The organism is Clostridium sp. chh4-2, from assembly GCF_002899675.1.
GTDB lineage: Bacteria > Bacillota > Clostridia > Lachnospirales > Lachnospiraceae > CHH4-2.
Map to the genome: position 1 here is coordinate 145,011 of NZ_PKUU01000007.1, position 26,358 is coordinate 171,368.

Sequence of the window (26,358 nt, forward strand, 5' to 3'; positions counted from 1 at the left end):
AACTGTTAATTACAGATATTTCTTTAATAATTCCACTTTATCCAGTTTTTCCCACGGAAGATCCAGATCTGTTCTTCCAAAATGTCCGTAAGCCGCTGTCTGTTTGTAGATCGGACGGCGCAGATCCAGCATCTTGATAATTCCGGCCGGTCTTAAATCGAAGTTTTCACGGATGATTTCAACCAGTTTTTCATTGCTCAGTTTTCCGGTTCCGTAAGTATCCACCATAATAGAGGTAGGATGAGCTACGCCGATCGCATAGGAAAGCTGGATTTCGCATTTGTCGGCAAGCCCTGCGGCTACCATGTTTTTCGCCACATAACGGGCCGCATATGCTGCGGAACGGTCTACCTTGGTGCAGTCTTTTCCGGAGAAAGCTCCGCCGCCGTGACGGGCATATCCGCCGTAGGTGTCCACGATGATCTTACGGCCGGTCAGGCCGCTGTCTCCGTGAGGTCCGCCGATTACGAAACGTCCGGTTGGGTTGATATAGAATTTCGTATTTTCATCCACCATATGAGCCGGGAGAACCGGATCAAATACATATTTTTTAATATCTTCGTGAATCTGCTCCTGAGTCACATTTTCATCGTGCTGGGTGGATAAAACCACCGCGTCCAGGCGTACCGGTTTACCATTTTCATCGTATTCTACCGTCACCTGGGTTTTTCCGTCGGGACGAAGATAAGTAAGGGTGCCGTCTTTGCGGACTTTTGTCAGCTGACGCGCCAGCTTATGTGCCAATGCGATAGGATACGGCATATATTCTTCCGTCTCGTTGCTTGCGAAACCGAACATCATACCCTGGTCTCCGGCTCCGATGGCATCTAATTCCGTATCCGTCATCTTATTCTCTTTTGCTTCCAAAGCTTTGTCCACGCCCATAGCGATGTCTGTGGACTGCTCGTCAATTGCAACCACAACTCCGCAGGTATCGCAGTCAAAACCGTATTTTGCACGGTCATAGCCGATCTCTCTCACAGTTTCACGCACCAGTTTCTGAATATCCACATATGCGCTGGTGGTAATCTCGCCCATTACCATAACGAGTCCTGTTGTAGTGCATGTTTCACATGCCACGCGGCTCATAGGGTCCTGAGCCATAAGTGCGTCCAGAATCGCATCGGAAATGGCATCGCACATCTTGTCAGGATGGCCTTCAGTTACTGATTCAGATGTAAATAATAATTTCTCCACTAAGTTTTCCTCCTTGGAATTTTGAATTTGGATACAAGAAAAGTCCGTAGCAATAGTTACTGCGGACTTGAGTTTGTTAAATCAAATCCTCTTATTGCTCGATTTCTCGCTCAGGTTGGCACCTTCCGCACTCCTATGCATCCTTGATGCACTCAGTTCGGGGTTGCCGTGACTTCACAGATCCTTTGTATCTCCATCACTCTGAATAAGGGATATTACGTACTTTTCAATTGTATAACGATTGTTGCAAGTGATATATTAACTTATTACAGGACTTATGTCAAGCAAATTATGAGGAAGACGGTATAGCCGATTATGAGGAAGACTGCATTGTCTCCGGCCGATTATGCAAAAAATCGGCCGGAGGCAGCCATATTTTACTGCCATGCCTCCATCACATCCCCATATCCTGTGCTCTGCCCGCCTAAAATATAGGTTTTTCTATTCTCTTCCGTATTCTCCACCCAGTTAACAGACTGTTTTCCAACCCAGTGATCCGCCAGAATTGCATCAAATCTGGCCGCATTTTCCTGGCTTTCCAAAGTATCGTCATCCCATCCGATCGAATAACGGTACCCGCTGTCCAGGATGCGCGGATACACATTTTCCGTAGAATAAAGGGTAACTTCATCCGGAGATCCCATTTCGCCATAGCGGTATATAGCTGTCAGCATTTTTACGTCTTCCTCATAAACAACGGTTCCGCCATACTTATATCCGTCCGCTAACGTTTTTGCTAATACCATGTCGTCTTCAAAGGAATACAGCCTGTCTGTCTGCATAGAATATTCGTTAATACTGTAAAACAGCTCGTTTACTCCATCTCCATTGACATCTAAGCTGGCAAACCTGCTGTAAGAAGGCCAGTCAGGATCTCCGTTTGATTCGTTCTCACACAGGAACTGGTAATACGCCTGTGCGGCCGCATCTTTTTTATAGGGCAGTACATCGAACAGATCCCGTTCATTTTCACCGTTTAAGCCGCAGACTTTAATTGGGGCAAATTTTCCCCGATCCGTATACAGTTCTCCATCTATAATCTCATACTGTCCTACAGTATTCTTTATACAGATTTTATCCGTTCCGTCCAGGTTTGTGCGGTATACGGAGCCGTCATCGTAATAAAAAATCCAATCTTCATACATGATAAAACTTCCGATCCTGGCTTCCTGCCCGGATGCTATGAATTCAGGTTCCTTTCCCAGCTGCATTCGAAACAAGCTCAATCCTTCATCATGGTAAAAATAACCGTCTCTGATGTAAAACTGGAACCAGTCCACATCAGGAATTATCAAATTATCCTCTCCCGTTTTCAAATTCCGGCAGTGAAGACCTTTGGCAGTTCCTCCATATCCGGCTTCATTCAGATAATAAAGAGAATGTCCCACAAGGCTGATCTGATTGCTCAGTCCGGTTCCCAGGCTGGTTTCAATGCCATTATCATCGATATACGAAATCTCTCCGCCGATTTTATCCTGGTTCCATACAAACAATCTTCCATCGGCTTTGCCTAACAGGGACAGCCATTGTCCTTCGTTCAGAGTTTTAACCTGTTCCCGGCCGCTTCCATCTGTTTTAATGCGGTAAACGGCCTTTCCCCGGCCATTTTCCCCTTCAATGCAATAGTAAATCCAACTCCCATCCAAGATTTTTCTGCTGTGGCCCCCAGTCGGATCATCGCACAGCTTACCCATACCGGTTCCATCTTTTTTAATGTAATACAGCTTGTTCTCATCAAATTGATTGGTGAAATAAAGCCATTCCCCGTCAGACACGATCACGCCTGCATTTAAATCCTTAGAATTCATTCTGGATAAGACTTTATCCGCTTTCCATCCTTCCACGCCTTCAATGGAATCAAGTCCCGCCTGAGCCGTCACCAGACTGCCGTCCTTTACCGCAAATGGGTTCCAAATCGGCTGTGTTTCATCCGTTGGAAGCTGGTACCGTTCTTTAAGGTTTCCATTATGATACACCCACACGGCCGCGCCCGAGTCTTCCAGAGAGGAACTTTTCCCTTCTATTACACGGTTGTAATCCATAACATAATATTGGTAATCCTTTGCTTCCTCAGGCATTTCAATCACCTCACAGCCTGTTTTTCCATAGGAATCAAACAGATAACGGCCATGCGCTTCATCTCCCCGGTTCAGAGAGCTGATCAAACGGCCCTTGCATACCGCCATACTGTCCAAGTCCAACGGCGGTTCGCCTTCTCCTTCCCATGTCAGAACGATCTGCCACCCGCCGGCTGAACGCTCAACACAGGGAACTGTGATCTCAGGTTCCTCATCTTTTGCATATAATATAAATGTTACCGGATTAAATCCCTCTTTCGTTATCACCGCCGTATACGTGCCCTTGGCTAAATCTGCGGAAGCAGTGCCGTCATCCCCTATTTTCAGGCTGACCTCAGCATCACCGTCCGTGCAGTTGATTCCCCTGCGGATATCCACCTGAGCCCCTTCCAGACCGGGAAGGCTCTGTTCTTCTTCGGCAGACCAGCCGTCCTCTTCCAGCTTGATATCCTGGTCTTCTCCCATCTCTTTGGCCAGAACCGCCAGCCCTTTGACGCTGACAGGATAAACCGCATCCTTATCCTCCTCTTTGTCCAAAAGAACAACCGCATCCTGCAAGTTATAGGGAGTGGAGTCCTTCTCATCCGGCTCCATCACAACCGTTATGCAGTCCTCTTTCTGGAACACCAGATAATACTGTTCCTCCTCATCCTCCACTTTCCAGGAATATGCGCCTTTTTCATCGGTTTCCATCTTAACAAACGGCTTAGCTTCGCCTTTTATGCCCACAGCCACCCATGCGCCTTCCACAGGTTTTCCGTCTTCTCCCACCACGGTTCCCTGAAATACTCCTTCTTCCTCATCCGAACCGGCCTCATAATTTTCCACCAAAGGAGTTCTTTTTAAATGATATTCTTCACCGGAAAAGTCCAAACTCCCCGCAATTTTCACTCCGGCTGCGATTCCCGCGGCTAATACAACTGCAACCAAAACTCCGGCTGCCGCTTTTTTTCCTATGCTTTTTTTACTCATACCCATTTCCCTTTTTCCTTATGTATTTTCCTGATTTTTGCACAGCAAAACCGAGGTATTAAAACCATTCTTTTACAAATGATTTCAATACCCCGGTCAATGGTTCAATCACCCTATTTTCAATTTAAACTTCTGCACTTCTTTCTCAGAATCAATCTTCTCTATCATAGCTCCAAGACCTCTAAGTTTTTTCTCGAAATGCTCATATCCTCTTTGTATATAACCAATCTGATCCACAACCGTATAACCGTCGGCCGCCAGTCCCGCTATCACGAGGGCAGCTCCCGCGCGAAGATCAGGCGCATCCACCTGAGCCCCGGTAAATCCGCTGACGCCGGTAATGACTGCCACATTGCCTTCCACTTTAACATTGCATCCCATACGGGCCAATTCGTCTACGTATTTAAAACGGTTTTCAAAAATGCTTTCGGTCACAATGCTTGTCCCGGTTGCCAGTGCCAGAGTCACTGTAATCTGCGGCTGCATATCCGTTGGGAATCCTGGATAAGGCAGTGTCTTAATATTGGTCGGCTTCTGTTTCGGCTTTCCTACTACGCGGACAGCATCATCGAATTCCACCACTTCGCATCCCATCTCCATCAGCTTTGCAGAGATCGCTTCTAAATGCTTAGGAATTACGTTCCTGACCATAACATCGCCGCGGGTCACAGCGGCTGCACACATAAAGGTGCCTGCCTCGATCTGATCCGGAATGATGGAATAATCGGTTCCATGAAGCTTTCTCACACCTTTGATACGGATGATATCGGTTCCTGCGCCTTTTATATTAGCGCCCATGCTGTTCAAAAAGTTTGCCACATCGACAATATGAGGCTCCTTCGCAGCATTTTCTATAATCGTCTGGCCTTCTGCCAATGTGGCAGCCATCATGATATTAATCGTTGCTCCCACTGATACCACATCCAGATAAATGTGGCTTCCCACCAGGTCGATGGCATGAGCGACCACAGCCCCCCGCTCTATGGATACGTCGGCTCCCAGAGCACGAAATCCTTTGAGGTGCTGGTCAATAGGCCTGCTCCCTATGTCACATCCTCCCGGCAGCGGTACTTCCGCGCTTTTGTACTTTCCAAGAAGAGCGCCTATAAAGTAATAAGAGGCTCTGATCTTTCTGATATAATCATCATCTACGGAAACTTCCTTTATCTCACTTGCATTGATCTTTACCGTATGGCGGTCAATCCGGTCAACGGAAGCTCCGATCTCTTCAATCGCTTCCAAAAGTACATTGATATCTCTGACGTCAGGTAAATTATCAATCACAACATCTTCATCTGTCATAATAGCAGCAGCTAATATCCCCAGAGCAGCATTCTTCGCACCGCTGATATTCACTTCACCTACCAGCGGGTTACCGCCCTTCATAATATACTGTTCCATTTTACACCTCTATATACATTTGCTCTATTCAATTATTTTCTTACGTTTTTTTTACAACTATACCTTTGCTAATTATAACACATCAATAGAATTTGTAAAGCTTTCCCGTTTTTTTCCCCGGTAAAAGGCCGCAAATAAAGTCGTTTTCTGTCATTGTAAAATGTTATATTTATCCATTTTTTACCATAAATGCTTCTGTTTGTGTGACCGCTATTTATGCAATTCAAGTCTGCCGTATTGAATAGACTGAATACAGATGATTTTATTCCCTTGTATTAAATTTTTCTTTAACCATTCTATGAGACTTAATGAAATTTCATCTTTTTTAGCATTCCACATGAGCAATATGACCAATTTTTCGTATCCTTTTGATTATTTCATAAAAAAATATTTTTTTACCTCATAATATTTCGGCAGATTACTGGTACATAAAAGAATCCCGCCGCCGAAAACATCTCTGATTCCGGCAGGCGGGTTATCCACATCGTCTTTATACAATTTAACTATTATCCACAGAAAGCCCGCAGATAAAATCATTATTCATGCTTTGGAAATAGGTGTTTCCATCTCCCAAGCCCATCTTGTAGGTACTTTCCGAAACAGGATCATAGATAGAAACATTATACTGGTCATAACCGTATAACAGCAGATATCCTCCATCTCCCTGATAAGCCGCCACCGGAATACCTTGGTCGATAAAATACAGAACCTGGCTTAACGTACATCCTCTCGCATCTAAAATCATGATATCATCATAGATCTGGCTGGATGTCACCTCTCCCAAATGACTGGTCAGCCGGTAGGCGGCCGTCTTAGGATCCCGTATTGTTTTCGTTGGATTTCTGTTAATGCGGTTATATAGAATCTGATGATTGCCGTCCGTCACATAGCCCATCTTATTGTAAGCCAGCTGCACCGCCTCTGTAAAGTCATCGGTCACCTCTAAGAGTCTGCCTGCGCCGTAAGCATAAAACTGTAACTTTCCATTTGAGTTATTCAGCTGCAGTACCAGGTTTTCCGACGTTTCTCCTGAGATCTGTTTCGGCGTGCTCACACGCACACTTTTTGAGTTTTTAATTTCAGTGCTCAGCTGGACAAAATACAGCTGCCTCCGCTGAGGAGAAGCATACCAGCCGATTCCATCCATATTCTGATTCTTTACCTCTTCATTGCATACAATGGTGTCCTTATCGGATTTTATATATCCGCCGTCTCCACTCTTAACCAAACGGTCCATATGGATTCTTCCGTCTTCTACGACAACGGATGCCAGATAACGGCCGGATTTCTCATACCGGGTCAGTATTTCCAGCTTGTCGTCTACAATCTCGAGCGCATACATCGGCAGCGTTTCAACCCGCCCATGTACGGTCCATAAATCCTCTTCTTTCGCCAGTCCATAGATAAAATCGTTATTCACAAAGCCCAGCGCTCTCATAACCGCGCCCTCTGAATTGGTGATCTCCACCTTTTGCCCGGTTTCAAAATCCATCAGATGAATCATGCCGGACTGATAAAGGCCGGCGCCGTCCTGCCACGCTACCCTTCTTCCGTCCTGGCTGACGGCAAAACTGCCTTCTTCCAGGGAATCCGCCACAACCATATATTCTTTGCTGTTTAAATCCACCCCATAAATCGCATGGTTCAAGTAAAAATACAGCATTTCCGTGCCGCCCAGGCAGGCCAGCTGGCCGATATCCGAAGACAGACTTTCAAAACTAGCGGTAACCGGAAGGAAAAAGCTTTCATCTATGGTATTGCTTTCATATTTATACCGGTACATGCTGATTCCCATCATTCCTTCGTGTTTTCCACGGTTCATATAGCCGTAGACCAGGAAATCCACATCGCCGCTGTCGGAAACCGAGACAATGCTCACGTCATGCTGGTCATACTGGCTTCTGGGGCTGTCGTCGTTGCCGCTTCGGAAGGAGAAGATTCTCACCGCTTCATTTTTTTCCTGATTGTAACTCCAAAGATCTTTATTGACACGGAATGCTAAAACATTGCCTTTTTCACTTTTTCTAACCGTGATATTCTCTTCATTTTCAATTCCCAGCAATATTCTCTTTCCTGAGAACAGCTCCTTGTCCCCATCGAAGACCTGGTTGGTAGTCCGTTCAAAATCCATGAGATAAATTCTCTGAGGGCTCCATTTCATCGTGAAATTATCGCTTACCTCATAGTATTCCTTATTCCCGTCATCATTCTCATGAACAGCCGTATAGTCTACCTGAACATTTCCCATGATTCCGTCCACTTCTTTCAGCGTTATCTGCATACTGCCTTCCAGCTGCATGTCCAGCCCCGCCCAGGTAATCTGGTTAAAACTGGACCGTATGGTTACATGGCCAAGGGACGATTCGTCTTCTGTATTGCTGCTTTCCAGATAAGTAGTCAAAGACCGGGCCTGTTCATAATCAAACGTTTTCGTCGAAAAATCCCTGGCGAAATCCACCATCTGCCCGATATTTTCATTATCTGTCCACATAATTCTGGTGTAATAGTTAATAACTCCATGCTTCTCGGTCTCTACAAACAAATGAAGCATATACTGCTCGTCCTTCGTTAAAAGGTTTTGAATCGGCAGCACCACATTGGTGCTTCCAGCGCTCTCATCCCAGCTTTCCACATCGGTCCGCTCTACAAGCCGCTGCAAATCCATGCTTCGGATCTCATAATGAACGGCCAGCACGCTCTCGCCATAATCGGCGATCCTCATACCCAAATTCCGGTCTGAAGGCAGGATGGTTAAGGAATTGTCCGCAGCTGTCCGGTCCATCTCCTGAAGATAGCCGTGGAGAACATTGAGCTCACTTCCGAACATACTGGTATATACTACCGGAAGAGTTGCCTCTTCCATGGAAGTATATACCGTATCGGACTTCTCTGACGTATTCTTTTCAAATACAAAAAATATGACAAGCGCGGCAAGAAAAACACCGCACAAAATTCCCACTTTTTTAATGATTTTTCCCATGTATTACAGCATCCTTTGTTATTCTTTTTTCCACGTTTTATTACGGTCAGCGCAGTAAATGCGCAGACCTATTGAACAGTTATTATTTTTCTATTGTATATGCTATCCATAAAAACCTCAACTTAATCTTTTATGAATTTCAGCACCGTCCCGTCTGGCATCTGCGGCGGTATATCTCATTCAAAAGCATGATGCGGACAAGGTCGTTCAGCCAGTTATTTCCTGATCCCGGAGGCAGCGGTCTAGGTGGCTGCGGCGGTTGTGGCCTTGGTGGCTGAGGCGGCCAAGGTTGTGGTGGTCTCGGCGGCTGAGGCGGCCAAGGTTGTGGTGGTCTCGGCGGCTGCGGTGGTCTTGGCGGAGGTCCCCATGCAGGCAGCTGCTGCATTTTCGTGGCTTCATAAATCTCCACTTCCTCCACGTCAACTGCACCCGGCAGCTCCTGCGTCTTTTCACTCAGCAATTCCGGTACTTCCTGATACACTCTGGCGCAGATATCGCTGCACATCTGTTCAATCACTATTTGGTCAGGATATTCATCATACATGGGGCTGAATTTATATTCCATTTTATCACAAGCCTCATCCACATAGTTCTGAAGGGTTCTCGCCCTCATAGGATATAAGCTTCTGAAATATTCCAGCTCTCCATTGGCATAACTATTCTGCATTCTGTTCTCCTCTGCATTCTTCTATAATCATATCATATGCAGCACACCCTTCACTTTGCCACTTTATAGCGTTTATACTTTGGTGTATGTGTTTGCATAATTTTAAAAATATGTCTATAATTTATGCATAAAATAAGAGCTGAGCTCAAAGACAGTCTCAGCCACCGATTAACTAAAGGAGGCCTACTATGAAACTTATTGCATTTGAAGTCCGCGACGACGAGATGAGCACATTTACGCGGTTAGAAAAAGAACATGATTTAGAGATCGCCTACTACCCATTTCCTGTCAGCACAGAAAATGTTGACCTGGTAAACGGTTATGAATACATGACCACTTTAGGCATGAGCCATTTAGATTCCGAACTTCTGGATCAGCTTCATAAGCGGGGAATCCGTTTTCTGAATACCCGCACCATCGGCTACAATCACATCGACATTTCCCATGCCAATGAGCTTGGAATGGTAGTCAGCAACACATACTACGGCCCCTACGGAGTTGCCGACTATGCGATCATGCTGATCCTCATGTCTCTGCGTCACTATAAACAGGCACTTTTCCGCGGCAATGTCAACGACTATTCCCTGACCGGACTGCAGGGCATGGAGATGCGCAACTTGACCGTAGGTGTCATCGGAACCGGAAAGATCGGCGCTGCAGTAATCGAGAACCTTCAGGGCTTCCGTTGTAAAGTGCTGGCTTACGATGTATACCATAATCCTAATTTGAAGGGATTGGCTGATTATGTTTCCTTAGAAGAGCTTTACAACAGATGTGATATCATCACCCTTCACACCCCGCTTCTGGAGTCCACCTATCACATGATCAATAAAGATACCATAGGACAGATGAAGGATGGCGTCATTATCATCAACTGCGCCCGCGGACCGCTTATCTGTCTGGAAGATCTGATCAATGCCGTGGAAAGCAAAAAAGTGGGAGCCGTAGGCTTAGACGTGGTGGAACATGAAGAAGGAATTTATCACAGAGATTTGAGAAGTGATATTATCAGAAACAGGGATATGGCTTATTTAAGACAGTTCCCCAATGTCACCATGACTCAGCATATGGCGTTCTACACAAAAGAAGCCGTGGAAAGCATGGTCGTTTATTCAATTAAAAACCTGATGCAGTGCAAAGAAACCGGAACTTGTGATATGGCCTTAAAATAAATTTTAAAAAAGGTTAAGCCGGGATGAAGCAGGAGCCCCCGCTTCATCCCGGCTTTTTACCGGAATTTCTAAAGTTTCATTGCAATCCAAATGTATTTCCAGCCCCAAACAACCTTATTGCTTGGCAATATTGGCAAATTTCGTGTATTCCGGTCTCCAAAGAAGATTGACCGTTCCGATAGGGCCGTTTCTTTGTTTTGCGATGATTACCTCGGCCACATTGGGATTTTCCGTATCTTTATTATAATAGTCGTCACGGTATAAGAACATAACCACGTCGGCATCCTGCTCGATGGAGCCGGATTCTCGAAGGTCGGAAAGCATGGGTCTGTGATCCGGTCTTGTCTCACAGGCACGGCTTAACTGGGAAAGCGCGATAACCGGCGCATTCAGCTCTCGGGCCAATGCTTTTAAAGAACGGGAGATTTCGGAAACCTCCTGCTGTCTATTCTCCCCGCCTTTTCCGGAACCTGACATCAGCTGCAGGTAATCGATGATTACCATGTTAAGGCCATATTCCAGCTTCATCTTTCTGCATTTGGAACGCAGCTCCGTGATGGAGATACCGGGAGTATCGTCGATAATCAGCTGTGACCTTCCGATCGTGCCGATTCCTTCCACAACCGCATCCCAATCGGAATCCGTCAGGGAACCGGTTCGGAGTTTTTGGGAATCCACATTAGTTTCCATGGACAGCATACGGTTTACCAGCTGTTCCTTGGACATCTCCAAGCTGAATACCATGCATGGAATCCCTTTTTTTACCGCCACATGGTCAACCAGGTTTAATACAAATGCCGTCTTACCCATGGAAGGGCGGGCGGCGATCAGTATGAAGTCGGAAGGCTGCATACCGGATGTTTTATAATCCAGGTCGATGAATCCGGTTGGGATACCGGTAACCGTTCCCTGGGTTTTTGACGCCTGTTCAATCTTTTCCAAAACATTTAACGCTACCTGGCGGATCGGTACAAATTCTCCCGACGCGTTCCGGCTCTGCAGCAGGTCAAATACGGATTTTTCCGTCTGTCCCAGAATATCTTCCAGACTTTCTTTGCCCGCATAACAGACATTGGCTATCTCTTCATTAACTTTAATCAGCTTTCTTAAAACCGACTTCTCTTTAACGATATTCGCATAGGATTTAACATTGGCCGATGTCGGAACCATGGTGATGATATCCCTTACGAAATCCAGGCTGCTGACTTCCGGCGGAACATCCTTTTCCTTTAAACGGTTCTGCAGGGTAACCAGGTCAACCGGCATCCCCTCGTTAAATAGCTCTACCATGGATTCAAACATCACGCCATATTGATGCTGGTAAAAATCGCTGCCCATGATAATCTCCGAGGCAGTAATAATCGCTTCTTTATCCATTAACATGGACCCGATCACAGACTGTTCCGCTTCAATGCTGTGAGGAAGCACCCGCTTAATCAGCGCTTCATCCATAGTGTTTTTCCCCCTTATGCCTCAACAACTTTAACTGCCAGTTTAGCCGTCACATCCTTGTGGAGTTTAATTCCTACTTCATGGGTTCCGAAGGTTTTAAGAGGTTCAGGAAGAAGCAGTTTCTTCTTATCAATGTCCAGATTCAGCTGGCTGGTAATCGCCGCTGAAATCTCTTTTCCGGAAACGGAACCGAATGCTCTTCCGCCTTCTCCTGCCTTAATCGATACCGTAATAGAAGAACTGCCGATCTTTTCAGCCAGTTCTTTGGCCGCCGCCAGCTGCTCTGCTGCGATCTTCTCGGCGTTTGCCTTCTGTAACTTTAAATCGTTGAGATTCTTTGATGTTGCCTCTATTCCAAGTTTTTTAGGAAGAATAAAATTCCTTGCGTAACCGTCATTGACGTTTACCACCTGTCCTTTTTTTCCTAATGATTTTACGTCTTCTAATAATACAACTTCCATTATGATATATCTCCCTTCTCTAGCATCTCTTTGATGACTACTTTGACGCGTTCCTTCGCTTCTTCGATGGTCGCACCTTTCAGCTGCGCTCCGGCAATGGTTCTGTGCCCTCCGCCGCCTAATTGTTCCATCATCACCTGAACATTGACTTCGTCAATGGACCGCGCACTGATGTATACGGTTCCGTTATACTCTGCCAGCACAACGGATGCCTTAATGCCTATAATGCCCAGCAGTTCATTGGCCGCCTGGGCCGCAACAATGGTCGGGCTGGTCACATCTCCGGACGGACATTCGCTGATCGCAAATGCGCCTTCAAATACCTCCGCCCGTCTCACCGCTTCCGCCTTTGCCTTGTAATCCGCCATATCGTCGCGGAACAGCTTGCGGACTCTCGTGATATCCGCGCCGCTTCTTCTCAGATAAGCAGCCGCTTCAAATGTCCTCACACCGGTCTGATTGGTGAAATTATTGGTATCGATGACGATTCCGGCATACATGGCGTCCGCCTCTGCGGATTTGATCTTGATTCCGTCTGCAATGTATTGTAAAATCTCCGCAACCATCTCACAGGTTGAAGATGCATACGGCTCTACATAGGAAAGCACCGCATTATCGATGATTTCGCTGCTCTGCCTGTGATGATCCAAAACCACGATTCCTTTAACCATACGTAAAAGTTCCGGCGCATCGGCGATGCTTGGACGGTTGACGTCCACAACTACGAGAATGGTGTTGCTGTCCACCAGTTCCGCAGCCCTCGCTCCGTTCAGGAACAGATCATCCGGATAATCCCCGTTGCCGATAAAACGGTCCATCATAGGCCTTACGGAGGATGTCACTTCGTTGATCACTATATGTGCCTTTTTATTCAGGGATGTGGCAATTCTGTAGATGCCGACAGCAGCGCCAAAGGAATCGATATCCGCTCTCTGGTGTCCCATAATGAGCAGGCGGTCCTTGGTCTCCAGTAATTCCCTGAGCGCATGGGCTTTGACTCTGGCCTTCACTCTGGTGGTCTTTTCCAGCTGCTGTGATTTTCCTCCGTAATAGAGGATCTTTTCGCCGTCTTTGACAACGGCCTGGTCGCCGCCGCGCCCCAGCGCCATATCGATGGCCATTCTGGCAAAATCATAATTCTGGGAATATGTTTCACCGTTCATGCCAAGACCGATACTCAGTGTAACAGACATCTCATTACCTATATTCACAGTCTTTACGTCTTCCAGAATTGAAAAACGGCTTTCCTGTATTCCTGCCACATACTGCTGCTTTATGGTAAAGAAATATTTATCCTTTTCCAGCTTCTTGACAACGCCGTTCATGCCTGCAATATATTTGCTGATCTTACGGTCAATTAACGCCATGAGAAGGGATCTTCTGACCTCTTCCACACTTTCTAATGCCTCTTCGTAATTGTCCAGATAGATGAGTCCGGCCACCATCTTCTGATTGGTGATCTCCTGTTTGTATTTCAAAATCTCCGTCTCATCAAATAAATACACAGCAAAAAGTTTCTGGTGGCAATTTTCAGCTCCCAGGGTCTCTTCCGCTTCCCTGCTGCTGCTTTCTTCTACCAGAACCTGTTTTACATCAATTCTGTAATTTCGTTCGCCAAGACAGCTGTGAATGCTGATATCTTCTTCCTGCTGGGGAAGGCTTTCCTTGGTTACTTCCGGAAATACGGCCATCAAACTCTTTCTGGAGTTCTTCTCCACTCCTGTAAGATCGTGGAATTCCTGATTCATCCAGAGAATTTTCCCATTCTCATCAGCCACCGCGTACGGAACATTCATCTCGGTGAGCAGCTGTTTCTGAATCCATGCATAATCTGCGGAAAATTCCACCAGACCTGCCATCATTCTTCTTCTCTTATAGAAATACAGCCATAATGCAATCAGAATATAAATTACCGTAAATCCGCACATCACCAGGCCGGCCACCGTATCCACCGCGCCGATCAGCAGATTAGCTATAATCAGCAAAGCAGACAATAGTAAGGGCCACTGCATGTAGATCCCCAATTGCCCTTTCACCTTAACCTTTTCTTTCATGGCTATCTCCTCTTCTAAAAGATTAAGCATATTTCGCCTATCATATGATTATAGCATACCCGCCGTTTTTCGTCTATGGTTTGAAACCAAAGAAAACTTATCCTGCTGCCAAAATGTCATGGCGCAGGATAAGTTTTCCACTCTCTGTCTACATCAGATATGCACATAAAATATAAGCGGCTGAAGATGTTACAGTCACAATCGGGAAAATCAAAAGCCCATATGACCACACCCATTTGGGATCTTCTTTCATACAGTCCGCCCCCAGATAAAGCGGCGCCGATCCGCCTGCCGCCATGGTGAGGAAAGCGCATAGGGCAGTCATCACGATTGCAGGAATGATACAACTTGGGTTAATTCCCAGATTCAGCCCGTAGTCGATTAAAAATGGCCCGACAACCGTACCGATAATCACCGCAGTTGCAGTGTTTGAGAAAACATTGGTACAGATCAAGGTTGCTGCAACCAGCACCAGCACAAATACAGGGAACGGCATATTGCCGAAAACCACGTTCATAATTCCGCTTAACCATCCGCGGATTCCCAAAGCTTCATTGGAGATCATGCCGCCAATTGCGGTAAATGCGCATACGCAGAGCACGATTCCCCAATTCACAGATTTTCCCATGGACCGCTCCACGTCAAACAGCGGTTCTCCATCTATATGTACAAGCCCTAAAATAACCACCATTAAAACAAACCAGAACCCCTGCCCCACTGCATTGATAATCTCATATCCGTAAATGCTTTTGGGAAGCCAGATCATAACGATTGAGTATGCAATGCCCAATAAAAATATGCCGAATGTAAACGACTGCTTTTTATTGAACCTGGTTCCCCCGTTCCCGCAGATTGCCGCGATATCCACATGTTTCAGCTTGGTAAAATCCACCCGGAACAGCGGTTTTAAGCAAAGCGCAAAGGAAACGGATATAAACAAACCGGAAAGCGCCGCCGACGCCATATAGGATACCTGGTTAATCTCCAGCCCCGCTTCCACGATTCCGGAAGCTAAAAGGTTGTAGATCATCAGCGCCATCCCTTTAAACGGAAGAATCCCTCCTCCTACAGAAGACGCGATCAGCGCTCCGGTAGTCATGGCCTTTTTCCACTGGCTCTTATTATCATAGCCAACCGAATCACCTATGGAATTTACCATAGCCACGCTGAACAAAAATGAACCCAAAGAGCTTGCCAGCGCCCCCAATACGGTGACCGCAACCATGAACACACAGGTAAAAAGCACCGGACGGCCGTTTAATGCTTTTCTGGAAATCATCCACCGGGCCAAAACGCTGTCCGCCCCGCTTTCCGTCAGCGCATACAAAAGTACAAAAATGACAATTAACTGCCACACCGTAGGGCTGCCAAGCGTAGTGCTGATGATCGTCGCAGCATCCGTGTAGCCGGTCAATATCATGGAAAACATGATGAGAAATGACGGAACGATCATGCCGAACCGGTTGGCTATCAGCCAGATTCCACCGATAAAGATTCCAATAGCCTGAACTCCCTGCCTGGTAATTCCTCCCCAAAGCGGACAAACCAGTCCAAATATAAACATAAAAAACAAACTAACCGTCAGGTGCAGAAGCTGTTTCTGTGTATAAGCTTTTCCCTTCTCCATTTATCCATTCCCCCTATTTTTTTCTTTCCGGCATCGGTGGCTGAGGCGGCAGAAATTGATCCAGTTCTTTCGCCTGTTTTTCCAAGCCTTCCAGACACATATTTATAAACATAGCTTCATAATATTTATAATTTTCTTTTCCAAGCACAAACGGATTCGGTATTCCATCCGTAATTTTATTGATTAGTTCCAGCCTCTCCGTCCCTTTATCGAGAAATGGATGAGTGCTGATTTCCACATCACACCCGGCCCTGGAAGTTACTTCTGCAAATGCAAGGGCAGATTTTAAGTAAAGCATTTTATCGCTCATGGTATACGGAAGCCCCGAACCGCCCCACAAAGCTGCCATATGCGGCTGTCCTTCATCCGTAACCGGAAATACGTAGCTTAAACATCCGGGAGTATGGCCCGGTGTTGATACGCATTGAACTTTTGTATCTCCAAGGGTAAATATATCCCCTCCCTCTAAAAAATCATAAATTTCCCATTTGAGAGCCCCGGTTCTGTTTCTGGTATCCGTTTTGGCAAATTCGTAATCCACCCTGGACATGTAGATTTTACAGCCAAACTGTTCCCGGAACCAGTCTGCCGTTCCATAGTGATCCCCATGTCCGTGGGTGATGAGAATCGCTTTTAAATCCGCCGGGTCTAACCCCAAATCACCAAATCCCTTCAAAATCATCTGCTTGTGTTCTTCATACGGCTCCATACAGTCCAGAAGAATCAGTCCTTCTGTTGTCTCCAGCACAAAACAGCCTACATTCGGCGTTCCGATAAAGGATAACTGGTCGAAAAACCGGGTCGCCGGATAAGGTTCCACCTTTTGTCCAAACAGCGGTTTATGCGCCGCCGGCCTGCGCCAGCTTTGAATTGTTTTCATTAAATTACTGCACCCCTTCCCTGATTACTTTTTATGATTTTAATTTAACAGAGTGCGAAACCCGGAACAACCGCTACAGCATAACAGGTCATTTTTACAGCTTAAATGGATCATTTGACGAATGATGGAAAATCAGATATGATAATTTTATGACGTGCCGGCGCTTTTTGCTGCCGCCGGAGGCTTTTTATAGAATGCATTTGGAAGGGGATGAAACCATTTGTGGAAGATAATCATTTGTGACGATGAACCGGATATGTGCGCCCATCTTCGGGAGCTGCTGGACCGTTTTTCCGACGAATGCGGCATCCGGTTCCAGACCGAAGAATGCCATTCAGGAAAAGAGCTTTTAACTTCTTTAACTTTTGATACCGACATCGTCCTTTTGGATATCAGAATGGAGCCCATGTCCGGTATGCAGGCCGCCAGAGCCATCCGCGAAAAGAACCATGATGTCTGCATCATTTTCATAACCACCATGACCCAATATGCCATGGAAGGCTATTCGGTACACGCTTTTGGCTTCATCAAGAAACCGGTCCGCTATGCCCAGTTCCGGCTGCAGATGCTGGATTCCGTCCGTCTGTTAAAAAGCAGGGTCCATGAGACAGTCATGCTGAAAGCAGGCGGCCAGACCTACAATCCCGACATCCGCACAATCCGGTATTTCGAGATATTCGGCCATGATATCCACGTGGTGCTGGAGGACGGCGGTTTTACCTTCTATGGAACTCTGTCAGATATCGAAAAGGAACTGTCTGAGAAATATTTTTACCGCTGCCACAAGAGCTACCTGATCAACTTACGCTTTGTCAGCCAGATTCTATCAAACGAAGTGATCTTAAAGGACGGGAAACGGATTCCTGTCAGCAAATACCGCAGAAAAGGGCTTTTAGACAGTTTTGCCAAATATATGGGAGGTCATTTATAATGGACAGAACTCAGATCTTCCGTTTTTTCTTCGACTCGGCCATGGTGGCCTGGTTTGCCCTGCCGATCCGGCAGAAACCGGGGCAGACAGTCACAAAAAAGCTTACGGGCTGGTGCATCCTCCTGTTTCTTCTGCCTATCTATCTCTACACGGGTCCGGGAAATGTCCCTTCCATCGTATTACGCTTTGTAATAAGGGCTTTGGTTTACTCTCTTTGGATTGGATTTAACAAGGGTGTTCCGCCCGCCAAAAGTTTGTATTTCGGCGTTCTCTGCTGGATCACGTTTACTTGCGAAAACAATATATTTTTAACCCCTCAGCTGTCCGCTATCCGCTGGAACCAGATATCTTACAATCTTCCGTTTATAAATGATACGGTAATCAACCGAAGCTTTGAATTTATTCTGGAACTGTTTTTAATCACGTTAGTCAGCCGTCTGATTCCATTGGATAAGATACGGGGAGTTACTAAGAACAGGGTCTGGCTGGCTGCCACTCTCATCGGCTGTGAGCTTTATGTTAAATACACTTTGAAGCTGATGTCCATGCTTCCTTCCGGCCAGTTTCCGCCGGAACTGACTATTTATCCGATCCTCATGCAGCTTCTCACCCTTATCGCCTTAATCATGTTTGAACGGTATCTCTATCACCGTGATCTCCGTGAAGAAGCCCGCCTGGGCGAGGCCATCAACAAATACCGGTACGAAAACGCCCTGACCCGTCTGGTGGCGGATGATGATCTGCGCCGCCTTCACCATGACCTGAAAAATCATCTGATCGTCCTTCAAAACATGATTGATGACAACAGAAATGCGGGAGAGTACATTCAAAAACTGATGCAGGGAATTGCCGGCTATGAAAGGCTTGTGGAGACAGGCAATAAGATTCTCAACGGACTTTTATCCGAAAAGATCCGGGCTGCACAGAAAGAACAGATTGACGTGAATGCCTGTTTTGACTTCCGTGACGGGGCATTTATCGATGATCTGGATGTCTGCACCATCTTTGGAAATGCCATGGACAACGCCATAGAGGCCAGCCGCCAGGTGCAGGACCCCGAGAAGCGCTGTATCCTGGTAAAATGCAGCACTGCATCGGAAAACCTTATTATCTCATTTATGAATTATTATGAAGGGGATTTAAACAGGGACGGAAAGCGGCTTTTAACCACAAAAACCGGTCATGAGCATGGAATCGGGCTGAACAGCATTCTGAGGTCTGTAGAAAAATATGGGGGAACCATGGTGACCGATAGCGATGATTATCATAATTTTATACTCACTATTTTGATACCCATTCCAAGGTAACATAACGTTCCAATAAGTACAAAAAGGCCCGCAGGACGGTGAAAAGCAATAGACTTTTCATCCCCTGCGGGCCTTACTTTATTGTTTATTAAACTTTATTTTCCTTTATGTAAGCTTCTGCCAAAACTGTTCAGATACATGCTGTATTCTGAATAAGGAACCAGAACTTCCACCTGTCCCGTGGCATAATCAGCGATGCTGTACTGGTTATATAAAAGCTTCATTCCGCCGTCTACAACAACCCACTGCTCGATTCCGGCTGTTTTCACAGTCTCTTCGGTGATCGTGTCCGGATGTTCCGCCGCAATCTGTTTTGCCGCATAGTTCAGGATCTTTTCACGAAGCGCATCCGGTGAAGTGGCCATACTGTCTAAGGTTACCGGCTCTCCGGTTGCTGTGTCAAAGGTCACCAGCGTAGTATATGTCATTCCATGGGCGCCGCCTGTAAACTCATAGCTTGTCAATTTAAAAGACAGATACTGTTTTGCGATTCCAAGGGATTCGTAGCTATAGCTCATCTCATATGCAGCTCCGTTTTGCTGGCCTGCCATGGTATAATACTGCATCGCATCCGCCTCATAACCGGCTCTCTTTTCTTCCAGCTTATTCTTAATGTCGTTAAAATAGCCGTTGATCTTGTTTGTGATTTCTGCATTGCCTGCAATGGTCACAAGCGGAATGGTCACATCGTAATTCAGTACCACTGCTCCGTCAGCTGCTTTTGTTTCTTTCTTCTCGTTCTTGTCCTTTACATAAATACCCAGCTGGGTCCTATTTTCGATTCTCGTACCGTCTGCCGCGAGCTGGAAACCTTCCACCACCTGATTGGTGCTCATGGAGCCGTCAGCACCTGCAAAATACCAGGTTCCGTTATCATTGATCCAGCCGTATCTCAAATATCCGTTTCCGTCAAAATAATACCACTTGCCGCCAATTTCCTTCCATGAATTTGATGGATAGGATAAATCGTCCTCCTGATACCACCAGCCTGTGCTGTCTTCCTTCCACTCGCCTGCCATTGCGGCTGTGGCTGATGATAATGCCAAAGCAGCTGTAAGAACTGCTGTTACTATGCGTTTTGATGTTTTCCTTCCGTTTCCTCTCATGCCAATTCCTCCATTCGATTAATTGCCGTCGTTATATTCCCTATTTTATCCCCTTATGGGCAATATTTCAACTTAAATATTCCTTAGGAACTTCTTTCTCGTCACCGCCCGCAGTCCCGGAGGCCTCTGCCGTCCGTCTGGGCTTTGGCAGTTTGCAGGAGTTTTCCCTCTGAATGGAGATTACACAAATTTCAAAAACTCACCCCGAACCTCCCCCTGCACATAAATCCCTGCCATAGCTCCCGTAAACCGTTTCCCCTTTGAAATCCCTTCGCTGCTGAGATAACAGGTATCCTCAAGCACATCCGTCTTCCTCCACCCGTTTCCCGCATCACAGGAAAACTCTCTTTTAAGCCCGTCGGCTTCCATCTTAACGCTGATCACGCTTCCACAGTCAATCCCGTCTTTCAAAATATCATGAAACTGCTCATTTCTATATCCGTCCCCCACATATTCCTGCATCAAAACCACAAACCGGCCCTCTCTGCGGCAGACGCCATACTTCAAATAGCTGTTTTCATCATAATAACAGGTCATGCCCAGGCTTTCCTCGTCCGACAAATCCGGTATCACGAATTGGCATTGCACTTGAAAGGAAAATTCCTCCTGCCTTCTAACCAATACGCTTCTGCACTGAATGTCATTTAAATCCTCTTTCTGCCCTTTCATCCGCAGGATGTTTCCATCGAAAGAGAGGCGGTCACCCAAAGGTCCACGCGGCGTCATCCATTCATATCCCATCCAGGCCGGATATCCTCCGTGTGGCGGCGCTGAAACATCCATGTCCCCTGAAACATTTAAAACAGGCTTTTTCTGCTGGTCGCCGGGTCCCCTTCCGCGATTGATAACAGGCCATCCATCCTCAGTCCAGGTCAGGGGATCTAAGGAGGTTTCTCTGCCTAAAATCCCATATTTTCCATCCATTTTTCTAAGGCACAGATAGACGATCCACCAGGTTCCGTCCTGAAGCTGAACCGGTTTTCCATGTCCGCAGCACTGAAGCCGGGCATGTTGATCCCATTGGTGGAGAATCGGATTGTACGGACACGGCTCATAGGGGCCCATCAGTTTTTTGGAACGGGCCACAGTTATCCGGTGTCCCATGCCGGTGCCTCCTTCCGCCAGAAACAGATAGTAAAAATCTCCGCGTTTGATCAGGTGGGGGCCTTCCGGCTTTTGTTTCCAGTCCCCATACCACAGAAGGCTGGCTTTTGATATCTGAGTTCTGCAGTCTTTACTCAATTCCAGTATCCGGGCTCCCCTGTTTAACAGCATGTATTTTCTGCCGTCTGAATCGTGAAAGATTGAAGGGTCAATGCCGTCTTCGTGAATCCAGGACGGTTTCTCATAAGGGCCTTCCGGCCGTTCAGACGAAGTTATCATCTGAACCCGTTTTTCTGCCATACCTTCGTTCAGACGGAGGGTGGCGGTAATATAAAATCTGCCGTCCGCGTAAGAGATGTCAGGCGCCCAGTACCCCCTTCCTCCCTCCAGTTCATCCAGTCCGGCATATTCCGGGTTGGTGACGGCATATCCGATAATCTGCCAGTGAATCAGATCCTTGGAATGAGATACCGGAATGCATGGAAAGAAACAAAATGTAGAATTGACCATGTAGAAATCATCCCCTACCCTGACGATAGAAGGATCGGGAAAACACCCGCGGCGGATGGGATTGTGGTAGCTCTCTTCCCAGGTAAATCCGCACCTTTCAGCAAAATAATCCAATATTTCCCGGCAACCTGAATGATACGCCAAATCATAAGGCGTCTCTCCGTTCCTGTTTGCGGCCGTGGGATTTAACCCTGCCCGTTCCGTCAGGTAGCGCACCACATCAGGACTGCCTGACTTAACGCCGTAGTATAACGCTGAATTGTGGTCCCGGTCCGTATCGGTTACATTGACCGGCGTATATTCCACCAGACGCTTTAACTCTTCCAAATCTCCCCGTTCCGCAGCCTTGAAAACTTCTTCCATCTTTCAATTATTTCCTTTCAAAATAGTCATTTTCACGGTACGCTTTCCAAACAACTTCAAACGCCGCATTATCTTCCAGTTCCTCCAGTTTACGAACCTGCCTCCACGTTGGGATACAGGTTCCATTTTGGCAATCCCAGCGGATTTCCTGTATTACATCCTGATGCGCCCGTCCATCCGGCCCATCCAGGGAAAATGTGACCAGTTCTGGCACCGATATCTGGTTTTCACTCTCTCCTAAATCTTCGGGACAGATGGCAGAACCGCGGCTTCTGCCGCCCTGTTCCCTATAGTCCAGCATTGCGTCCAGATAGACCTTCTGGCACACTCTCATATCATAATACCTGAAGAACCGTGACAGAAATGCAGTATCCGGCTGTTCTTCTTCGGCCTGTTCTTTTTGAACCTGCTCTGCCCCGGCTTTCATCCCCTTTAATTCCCGTTCTATCTCATCACTCATCTTTTTCATATCTTTTGGCCGCCGCATCAATGCGCCGTAACGGCTCATATCCTTAGAAGCCCGCTTCCGCATTTCCATGATGGAGGCAGAACTGTCTTTATATTCAGCCCCCGCCCAAACTCCCATAGCGACGCACTCGTCCACCTGTTTTTCCAGGCTTTTTGCAGCCTCTTCCCACGAATGTTTCCGTTCTTTATGGGCCGCAATAAATTCTGCTGCTCTGGCAGACCCTACCTGACCGGAATTCAGGGCGCTTCCACCCGGCCGGTAGATTCCGTGTGTTCCTGCCGCTTCTCCCACGGCGAAAAATCCTTCCACCTCAGTCTGCCACCAGGCATCTACGGAAAGTCCGCCGTTGTTGTGCTGGGCACAGACCGCCACCTCCAGCATCTCCTGTTCCAAATCCACATGATGATCTCTGTAAAATGACACCGCCGGAGCGTTTAAACTGCACAGCCTTTCATACGGCGTCCGGCCGCAGGCCCCCGCCTTCTCCAGATATTCTCCCGCTTCCCTTGAAAGCGCCGAAAAATCCACTTCCATTTTGCCCGGATTATTCCGGTAGTCCAGCCATACCCGTCTGCCCCGGACGCAGGTTTCCCGGTAAACCAAAAGATCGATCATGGAAGAGCCGCCTTCTGTTTTTCTTACATCAAACGGCCACTGGTATCCTTTTAAGAAGATCATGTTCATCATGTCTTCCCTGTTTTTATAGTATTCCATCAGAAATTCCCGCTCATCTCCGCCGTTTTGGTCTGTGGAGACAAAACGGGGAAGCACCTGCATGTAGCTGCCGCTCACGTTCCACCGGGGATTTACGGACGCCAGGCCATACTGCCATTCGGTCAGATTCTTTCCGGCCGCTCCCGCTTCAAACGCAATTCCCGAGGCCCCCAGCTGGCTGGCCGGATAGACGCAGTCCGCATAGATTCCTGCGGGGCCGCCTGTGGCGTAGACCGCATTGGTACAGCGGATCATCACATAACCACCTTCCTTCGTATCCAGGCAGAGGATTCCGTACAGCTTTTTCTGATGGGTTAAAATTCTGACCGCCTGAAAGTGTTCATAAACAGGAATCTGCTTTTCCCTCACGGAACGCTCCAACGCCTCTGTCATAAACTTGGATGTATAGGGGCCTGCGCTGGTTCCTCTCTCGTTGGGATCGTGATCCGTTTTGTAGCCCACATATTCCCCGTATGTATTATGGGGGAAGGGGACGCCCAGGTCCGCCAATTTAAAAAATCCCTGGCAGGAAAGCGCAGCTTCACAAAGCGCATGATCTCCGTCCACACAGCCGCCGTCATATAAGACACGGGCCATTTTAAGAACGCTGTCATTTTCACCTCCTGCCAGAGATAATTTGTAATAAGTCTGTTTATCAGACCCTGTATTTCTTGAAGTGCCGGCATTCATCCGTTCCGTCACTAACGCCATGTCCCGCACGCCCCGTTTCCAGAGGCAGTCGGCTGCATTTAAGCCGGCCGCCCCCGAACCGATCACTGCGGTATGAATCTCTAAAATCCGCATCTGTTCACGCTCCATCTCTTTTTATATAATTACAGCCTTTTAATGTGGAATCCGCCGTCAATATCGATATAATTGCCTGTGGTGTACAAAAATTTGTCGGAGCAGAGCGCGCTGACCGCGTCCGCCACATCCTGCGGCATGCCCCAGCGGCGGATTGGAAAGGAACCGGCTTCGATTAAAGCGTCATACTTTTCCTGTACTTTATTGGTCATATCCGTCTTTATCACGCCCGGACGCACTTCATGCACCAGAATCCCCTCTCCTGCCAGCCGGTCCGCAAACAAAGTGGTTATCATGGAAAGGGCGCTTTTTGAAATGCAGTACTCCCCGCGGTTTACGGAAGAGACCTCCGCCGAGCAGGAGCCCACGTTGACAATGGTTCCACGTTTTTTCCCGGTCACTTCCTGTTTCATCATCTGTTTCGCCGCCAGCTGAGTTAAAAACAGGGTTCCCTTTGCGTTGATTCCCATAACCCGGTCATAGCTCTCTTCCGTCATGTCCAGAAGATCCGCCCGGACGCTTGGAGCCACGCCCGCATTATTTACAAGCACATCGATTCTGCCAAATGTTTCAACCGCCGATTCCACCAGACGTTTTCTGTCCTCTTCCCGGTCCAGGCTTCCCTGCACATAATGCCAGGTAATTCCGGCTTCATCCAGCTGTTTTAACTGCTCCATGCAGCTTTCTTTGGGCCTGGTGGCGAAAATCACCACCTGATATCCGTCAAGCCCCAGCTGACGGGCAATGGCCAGCCCGATACCGCGGCTGGCCCCTGTTACAATCGCTGTTTTTTTCACTATAGCTGTTTTTTCCGCTGCAGCTGTTTTTTGCGCTGTATTCAGTTCTGCCACAGGTTTATACCCCCCTCTTGATTCCCCTGTCTTCAAATGCCGAAGCCAGAATCTTTTCTTTTTCCACATGGAGGGCATCTGTCGGGCATACCTGGAAACAGTATCCGCAACCGATGCATTTATCCGTTTTCACAGCCGCTTTTCCGTTCATCTCGATCCCTTCATGCCAGCAGACATCCACACAGCGCCCGCAGCCGATACACGCATCGGAAACCTGGGCCTGCTGATAGGCGTCCGCCAGACGGTTCTGGCGTTCTGAGGTCAGGTCCTTATCCATGGAGAACAGTTTCAGCGCATCTCCGCAAAGGCTGTCCATATCCTTATATCCGTTTTTATCCATAAAATGATCCAGATCGGAAATCAGTTTTTTACATACATTGGTTCCGCCTGCACAGGCCAAAGCTCCCAGCTGTACTGCCTGGCTGCCCGACATGATGATTCTGGCCGCCTGGTCATAGCTGAACACTCCGCCGCCGCCGTACATCGGTATGGTCATGCCGCTGCTTCTCGCCTCTGCCACCGCATAACATACAAGCGGGGTTGCCTGGGTGCCGCCGTAACCTGCTCCCGGCCTGGCCTGGGTGGTTCTCCAGTCCAGATCAAAGTAAAAGCCTTTCCATCTGGCTGTTGGGCCTGCGGCAGCCGCGCCTGCCGCCTGGGCGATGCGGATGGAGGTCAAAACATCACAGGATTCTATGGCCAGCTTTGCCATAATCGGCATATCCGGAACCGTTTCCTTCATCAGTTCAATACTGTGTCTGAGCAGCTGGTGATAGTCGAAGATGCGGTCCTTTGCCACGGCCACTCCCGGCGTGTTAAAATGCAGTTCTATGGCGTCGGCACCGGCCCGTTTCAATTCTCTGGCCTGGTTTGCCCATTCCTTTTCCCAGCCGCCTCCGGCCACGATATCGCTGTAATGGCCTACGGATACCCACAGCTTGATGTCGCTGTCCATTTCCCGTTTTATCTTCTGAACTTCTTCACAATATTGTTCCAGCGTGTTGATGCTGTCCTTAATCTGGCGTCCCACCGCATGACTGTGGATGCTCATCTGGCCTGAAAACATGGCTTTGCTGTCCGGTCCGATGTAGCTTCCGCCTCCTGCGCCGTGTCCGAAATTGCGGAGCACGATGGCCCCCGGCCTCATAGCCGCGCTTTTCAGCACATTTTTTGCGCCCTGGGTGGCAGGACTGGACGCCACCACAAACGGGTTAATCATATCAAACGATTTTACATATAAATCAGCCATTTCTTATTC

At 47.4% G+C, this 26,358-nt stretch carries 18 protein-coding genes and 1 riboswitch; of the genes, 3 read left to right on the forward strand and 15 right to left on the reverse strand.

Features of this window, described 5'->3' with window-relative positions:
- Positions 1–9: 9 nt before the first annotated feature.
- The 5 genes from metK to C0033_RS09555 form a co-directional block, all read right to left on the reverse strand.
- Entirely contained in the window at positions 10–1,197 is a 1,188-nt protein-coding gene (gene metK, locus C0033_RS09535) for a methionine adenosyltransferase (RefSeq protein ID WP_103227628.1), read from the reverse strand.
- Between the two features lie 88 nt (positions 1,198–1,285).
- Positions 1,286–1,409: riboswitch (SAM riboswitch) on the reverse strand.
- A 165-nt stretch (positions 1,410–1,574) separates the two neighbouring features.
- Positions 1,575–4,247, reverse strand: a complete 2,673-nt coding sequence (locus tag C0033_RS09540; RefSeq protein WP_180994656.1) for a DUF5050 domain-containing protein — start codon at positions 4,245–4,247, stop codon at positions 1,575–1,577.
- Between the two features lie 108 nt (positions 4,248–4,355).
- Entirely contained in the window at positions 4,356–5,648 is a 1,293-nt protein-coding gene (locus C0033_RS09545) for a UDP-N-acetylglucosamine 1-carboxyvinyltransferase (protein WP_103227630.1), read from the reverse strand.
- A gap of 499 nt (positions 5,649–6,147) precedes the next feature.
- Positions 6,148–8,628 carry a hypothetical protein gene (locus C0033_RS09550; RefSeq protein ID WP_103227631.1) on the reverse strand — a complete coding sequence of 827 codons (2,481 nt, stop codon included), beginning with the start codon at positions 8,626–8,628 and terminating at the stop codon, positions 6,148–6,150.
- Between the two features lie 139 nt (positions 8,629–8,767).
- Entirely contained in the window at positions 8,768–9,295 is a 528-nt protein-coding gene (locus tag C0033_RS09555; protein ID WP_103227632.1) for a hypothetical protein, read from the reverse strand.
- Between the two features lie 188 nt (positions 9,296–9,483).
- Here C0033_RS09555 and C0033_RS09560 point away from each other — a divergent pair, with 188 nt between their 5' ends.
- The gene (locus tag C0033_RS09560) at positions 9,484–10,467 is read left to right on the forward strand and encodes a D-isomer specific 2-hydroxyacid dehydrogenase family protein (protein WP_103227633.1); all 984 of its coding nucleotides are present in this window, start codon (positions 9,484–9,486) and stop codon (positions 10,465–10,467) included.
- A 114-nt stretch (positions 10,468–10,581) separates the two neighbouring features.
- On the opposite strand, the gene dnaB is transcribed toward C0033_RS09560, so the two are convergent.
- From dnaB to C0033_RS09585, 5 genes are all read right to left on the reverse strand, one after another.
- Positions 10,582–11,919, reverse strand: coding sequence for a replicative DNA helicase (gene dnaB / locus C0033_RS09565; protein WP_103227634.1), 1,338 nt, complete (start codon positions 11,917–11,919; stop codon positions 10,582–10,584).
- Positions 11,920–11,933: 14 nt separating this feature from the next.
- Positions 11,934–12,380, reverse strand: coding sequence for a 50S ribosomal protein L9 (gene rplI, locus C0033_RS09570; RefSeq protein ID WP_103227635.1), 447 nt, complete (start codon positions 12,378–12,380; stop codon positions 11,934–11,936).
- Positions 12,380–14,434 carry a DHH family phosphoesterase gene (locus C0033_RS09575; RefSeq protein WP_103227636.1) on the reverse strand — a complete coding sequence of 685 codons (2,055 nt, stop codon included), beginning with the start codon at positions 14,432–14,434 and terminating at the stop codon, positions 12,380–12,382. Before C0033_RS09575 ends, rplI begins: the two co-directional genes overlap by 1 nt.
- A 148-nt stretch (positions 14,435–14,582) precedes the next feature.
- Positions 14,583–16,061 carry an SLC13 family permease gene (locus C0033_RS09580; protein ID WP_103227637.1) on the reverse strand — a complete coding sequence of 493 codons (1,479 nt, stop codon included), beginning with the start codon at positions 16,059–16,061 and terminating at the stop codon, positions 14,583–14,585.
- A 13-nt stretch (positions 16,062–16,074) separates the two neighbouring features.
- Positions 16,075–16,941, reverse strand: a complete 867-nt coding sequence (locus C0033_RS09585; protein WP_103227638.1) for an MBL fold metallo-hydrolase — start codon at positions 16,939–16,941, stop codon at positions 16,075–16,077.
- 220 nt (positions 16,942–17,161) lie between these two features.
- On the opposite strand from C0033_RS09585, the gene C0033_RS09590 reads away from it, so the two are divergent.
- Entirely contained in the window at positions 17,162–17,872 is a 711-nt protein-coding gene (locus tag C0033_RS09590; protein WP_103227639.1) for a LytTR family DNA-binding domain-containing protein, read from the forward strand.
- On the forward strand, positions 17,872–19,179 hold the full coding sequence (locus C0033_RS09595; protein WP_103227640.1) for a GHKL domain-containing protein: 1,308 nt from the start codon (positions 17,872–17,874) through the stop codon (positions 19,177–19,179). Before C0033_RS09590 ends, C0033_RS09595 begins: the two co-directional genes overlap by 1 nt.
- A gap of 95 nt (positions 19,180–19,274) precedes the next feature.
- Here the strand turns inward: C0033_RS09595 and C0033_RS09600 are convergent, their stop codons facing one another.
- The 5 genes from C0033_RS09600 to C0033_RS09620 all read right to left on the reverse strand — a co-directional run bounded on the left by C0033_RS09600 (position 19,275) and on the right by C0033_RS09620 (position 26,349).
- Positions 19,275–20,285: a DUF3298 and DUF4163 domain-containing protein gene (locus C0033_RS09600; protein WP_103227641.1), complete on the reverse strand. Its 1,011-nt coding sequence runs from the start codon at positions 20,283–20,285 to the stop codon at positions 19,275–19,277.
- A gap of 180 nt (positions 20,286–20,465) precedes the next feature.
- A complete protein-coding gene (locus tag C0033_RS09605; protein WP_103227642.1) occupies positions 20,466–22,262 on the reverse strand; it encodes a family 43 glycosylhydrolase in 1,797 nt (598 codons plus the stop codon).
- 7 nt (positions 22,263–22,269) lie between these two features.
- The gene (locus C0033_RS09610; protein ID WP_103227643.1) at positions 22,270–24,264 is read right to left on the reverse strand and encodes an FAD-binding protein; all 1,995 of its coding nucleotides are present in this window, start codon (positions 24,262–24,264) and stop codon (positions 22,270–22,272) included.
- A gap of 14 nt (positions 24,265–24,278) precedes the next feature.
- Complete coding sequence (locus tag C0033_RS09615; RefSeq protein WP_347501075.1) at positions 24,279–25,100, reverse strand: 3-ketoacyl-ACP reductase; 822 nt, start codon at positions 25,098–25,100, stop codon at positions 24,279–24,281.
- Between the two features lie 4 nt (positions 25,101–25,104).
- Complete coding sequence (locus C0033_RS09620) at positions 25,105–26,349, reverse strand: 4Fe-4S binding protein (RefSeq protein WP_103227644.1); 1,245 nt, start codon at positions 26,347–26,349, stop codon at positions 25,105–25,107.
- Positions 26,350–26,358: the final 9 nt, after the last annotated feature.

Bases quoted from the DNA above. Each gene is read 5' to 3' on its own strand.
- C0033_RS09540 (WP_180994656.1), bottom strand. From the start codon at position 4,247: ATGAGTAAAAAAAGCATAGGAAAAAAAGCGGCAGCCGGAGTTTTGGTT.
- C0033_RS09545 (WP_103227630.1), bottom strand. From the start codon at position 5,648: ATGGAACAGTATATTATGAAGGGCGGTAACCCGCTGGTAGGTGAAGTG.
- C0033_RS09550 (WP_103227631.1), bottom strand. From the start codon at position 8,628: ATGGGAAAAATCATTAAAAAAGTGGGAATTTTGTGCGGTGTTTTTCTT.
- C0033_RS09555 (WP_103227632.1), bottom strand. From the start codon at position 9,295: ATGCAGAATAGTTATGCCAATGGAGAGCTGGAATATTTCAGAAGCTTA.
- C0033_RS09560 (WP_103227633.1), top strand. From the start codon at position 9,484: ATGAAACTTATTGCATTTGAAGTCCGCGACGACGAGATGAGCACATTT.
- dnaB (WP_103227634.1), bottom strand. From the start codon at position 11,919: ATGGATGAAGCGCTGATTAAGCGGGTGCTTCCTCACAGCATTGAAGCG.
- rplI (WP_103227635.1), bottom strand. From the start codon at position 12,380: ATGGAAGTTGTATTATTAGAAGACGTAAAATCATTAGGAAAAAAAGGA.
- C0033_RS09575 (WP_103227636.1), bottom strand. From the start codon at position 14,434: ATGAAAGAAAAGGTTAAGGTGAAAGGGCAATTGGGGATCTACATGCAG.
- C0033_RS09580 (WP_103227637.1), bottom strand. From the start codon at position 16,061: ATGGAGAAGGGAAAAGCTTATACACAGAAACAGCTTCTGCACCTGACG.
- C0033_RS09585 (WP_103227638.1), bottom strand. From the start codon at position 16,941: ATGAAAACAATTCAAAGCTGGCGCAGGCCGGCGGCGCATAAACCGCTG.
- C0033_RS09595 (WP_103227640.1), top strand. From the start codon at position 17,872: ATGGACAGAACTCAGATCTTCCGTTTTTTCTTCGACTCGGCCATGGTG.
- C0033_RS09600 (WP_103227641.1), bottom strand. From the start codon at position 20,285: ATGAGAGGAAACGGAAGGAAAACATCAAAACGCATAGTAACAGCAGTT.
- C0033_RS09605 (WP_103227642.1), bottom strand. From the start codon at position 22,262: ATGGAAGAAGTTTTCAAGGCTGCGGAACGGGGAGATTTGGAAGAGTTA.
- C0033_RS09610 (WP_103227643.1), bottom strand. From the start codon at position 24,264: ATGGAGCGTGAACAGATGCGGATTTTAGAGATTCATACCGCAGTGATC.
- C0033_RS09620 (WP_103227644.1), bottom strand. From the start codon at position 26,349: ATGGCTGATTTATATGTAAAATCGTTTGATATGATTAACCCGTTTGTG.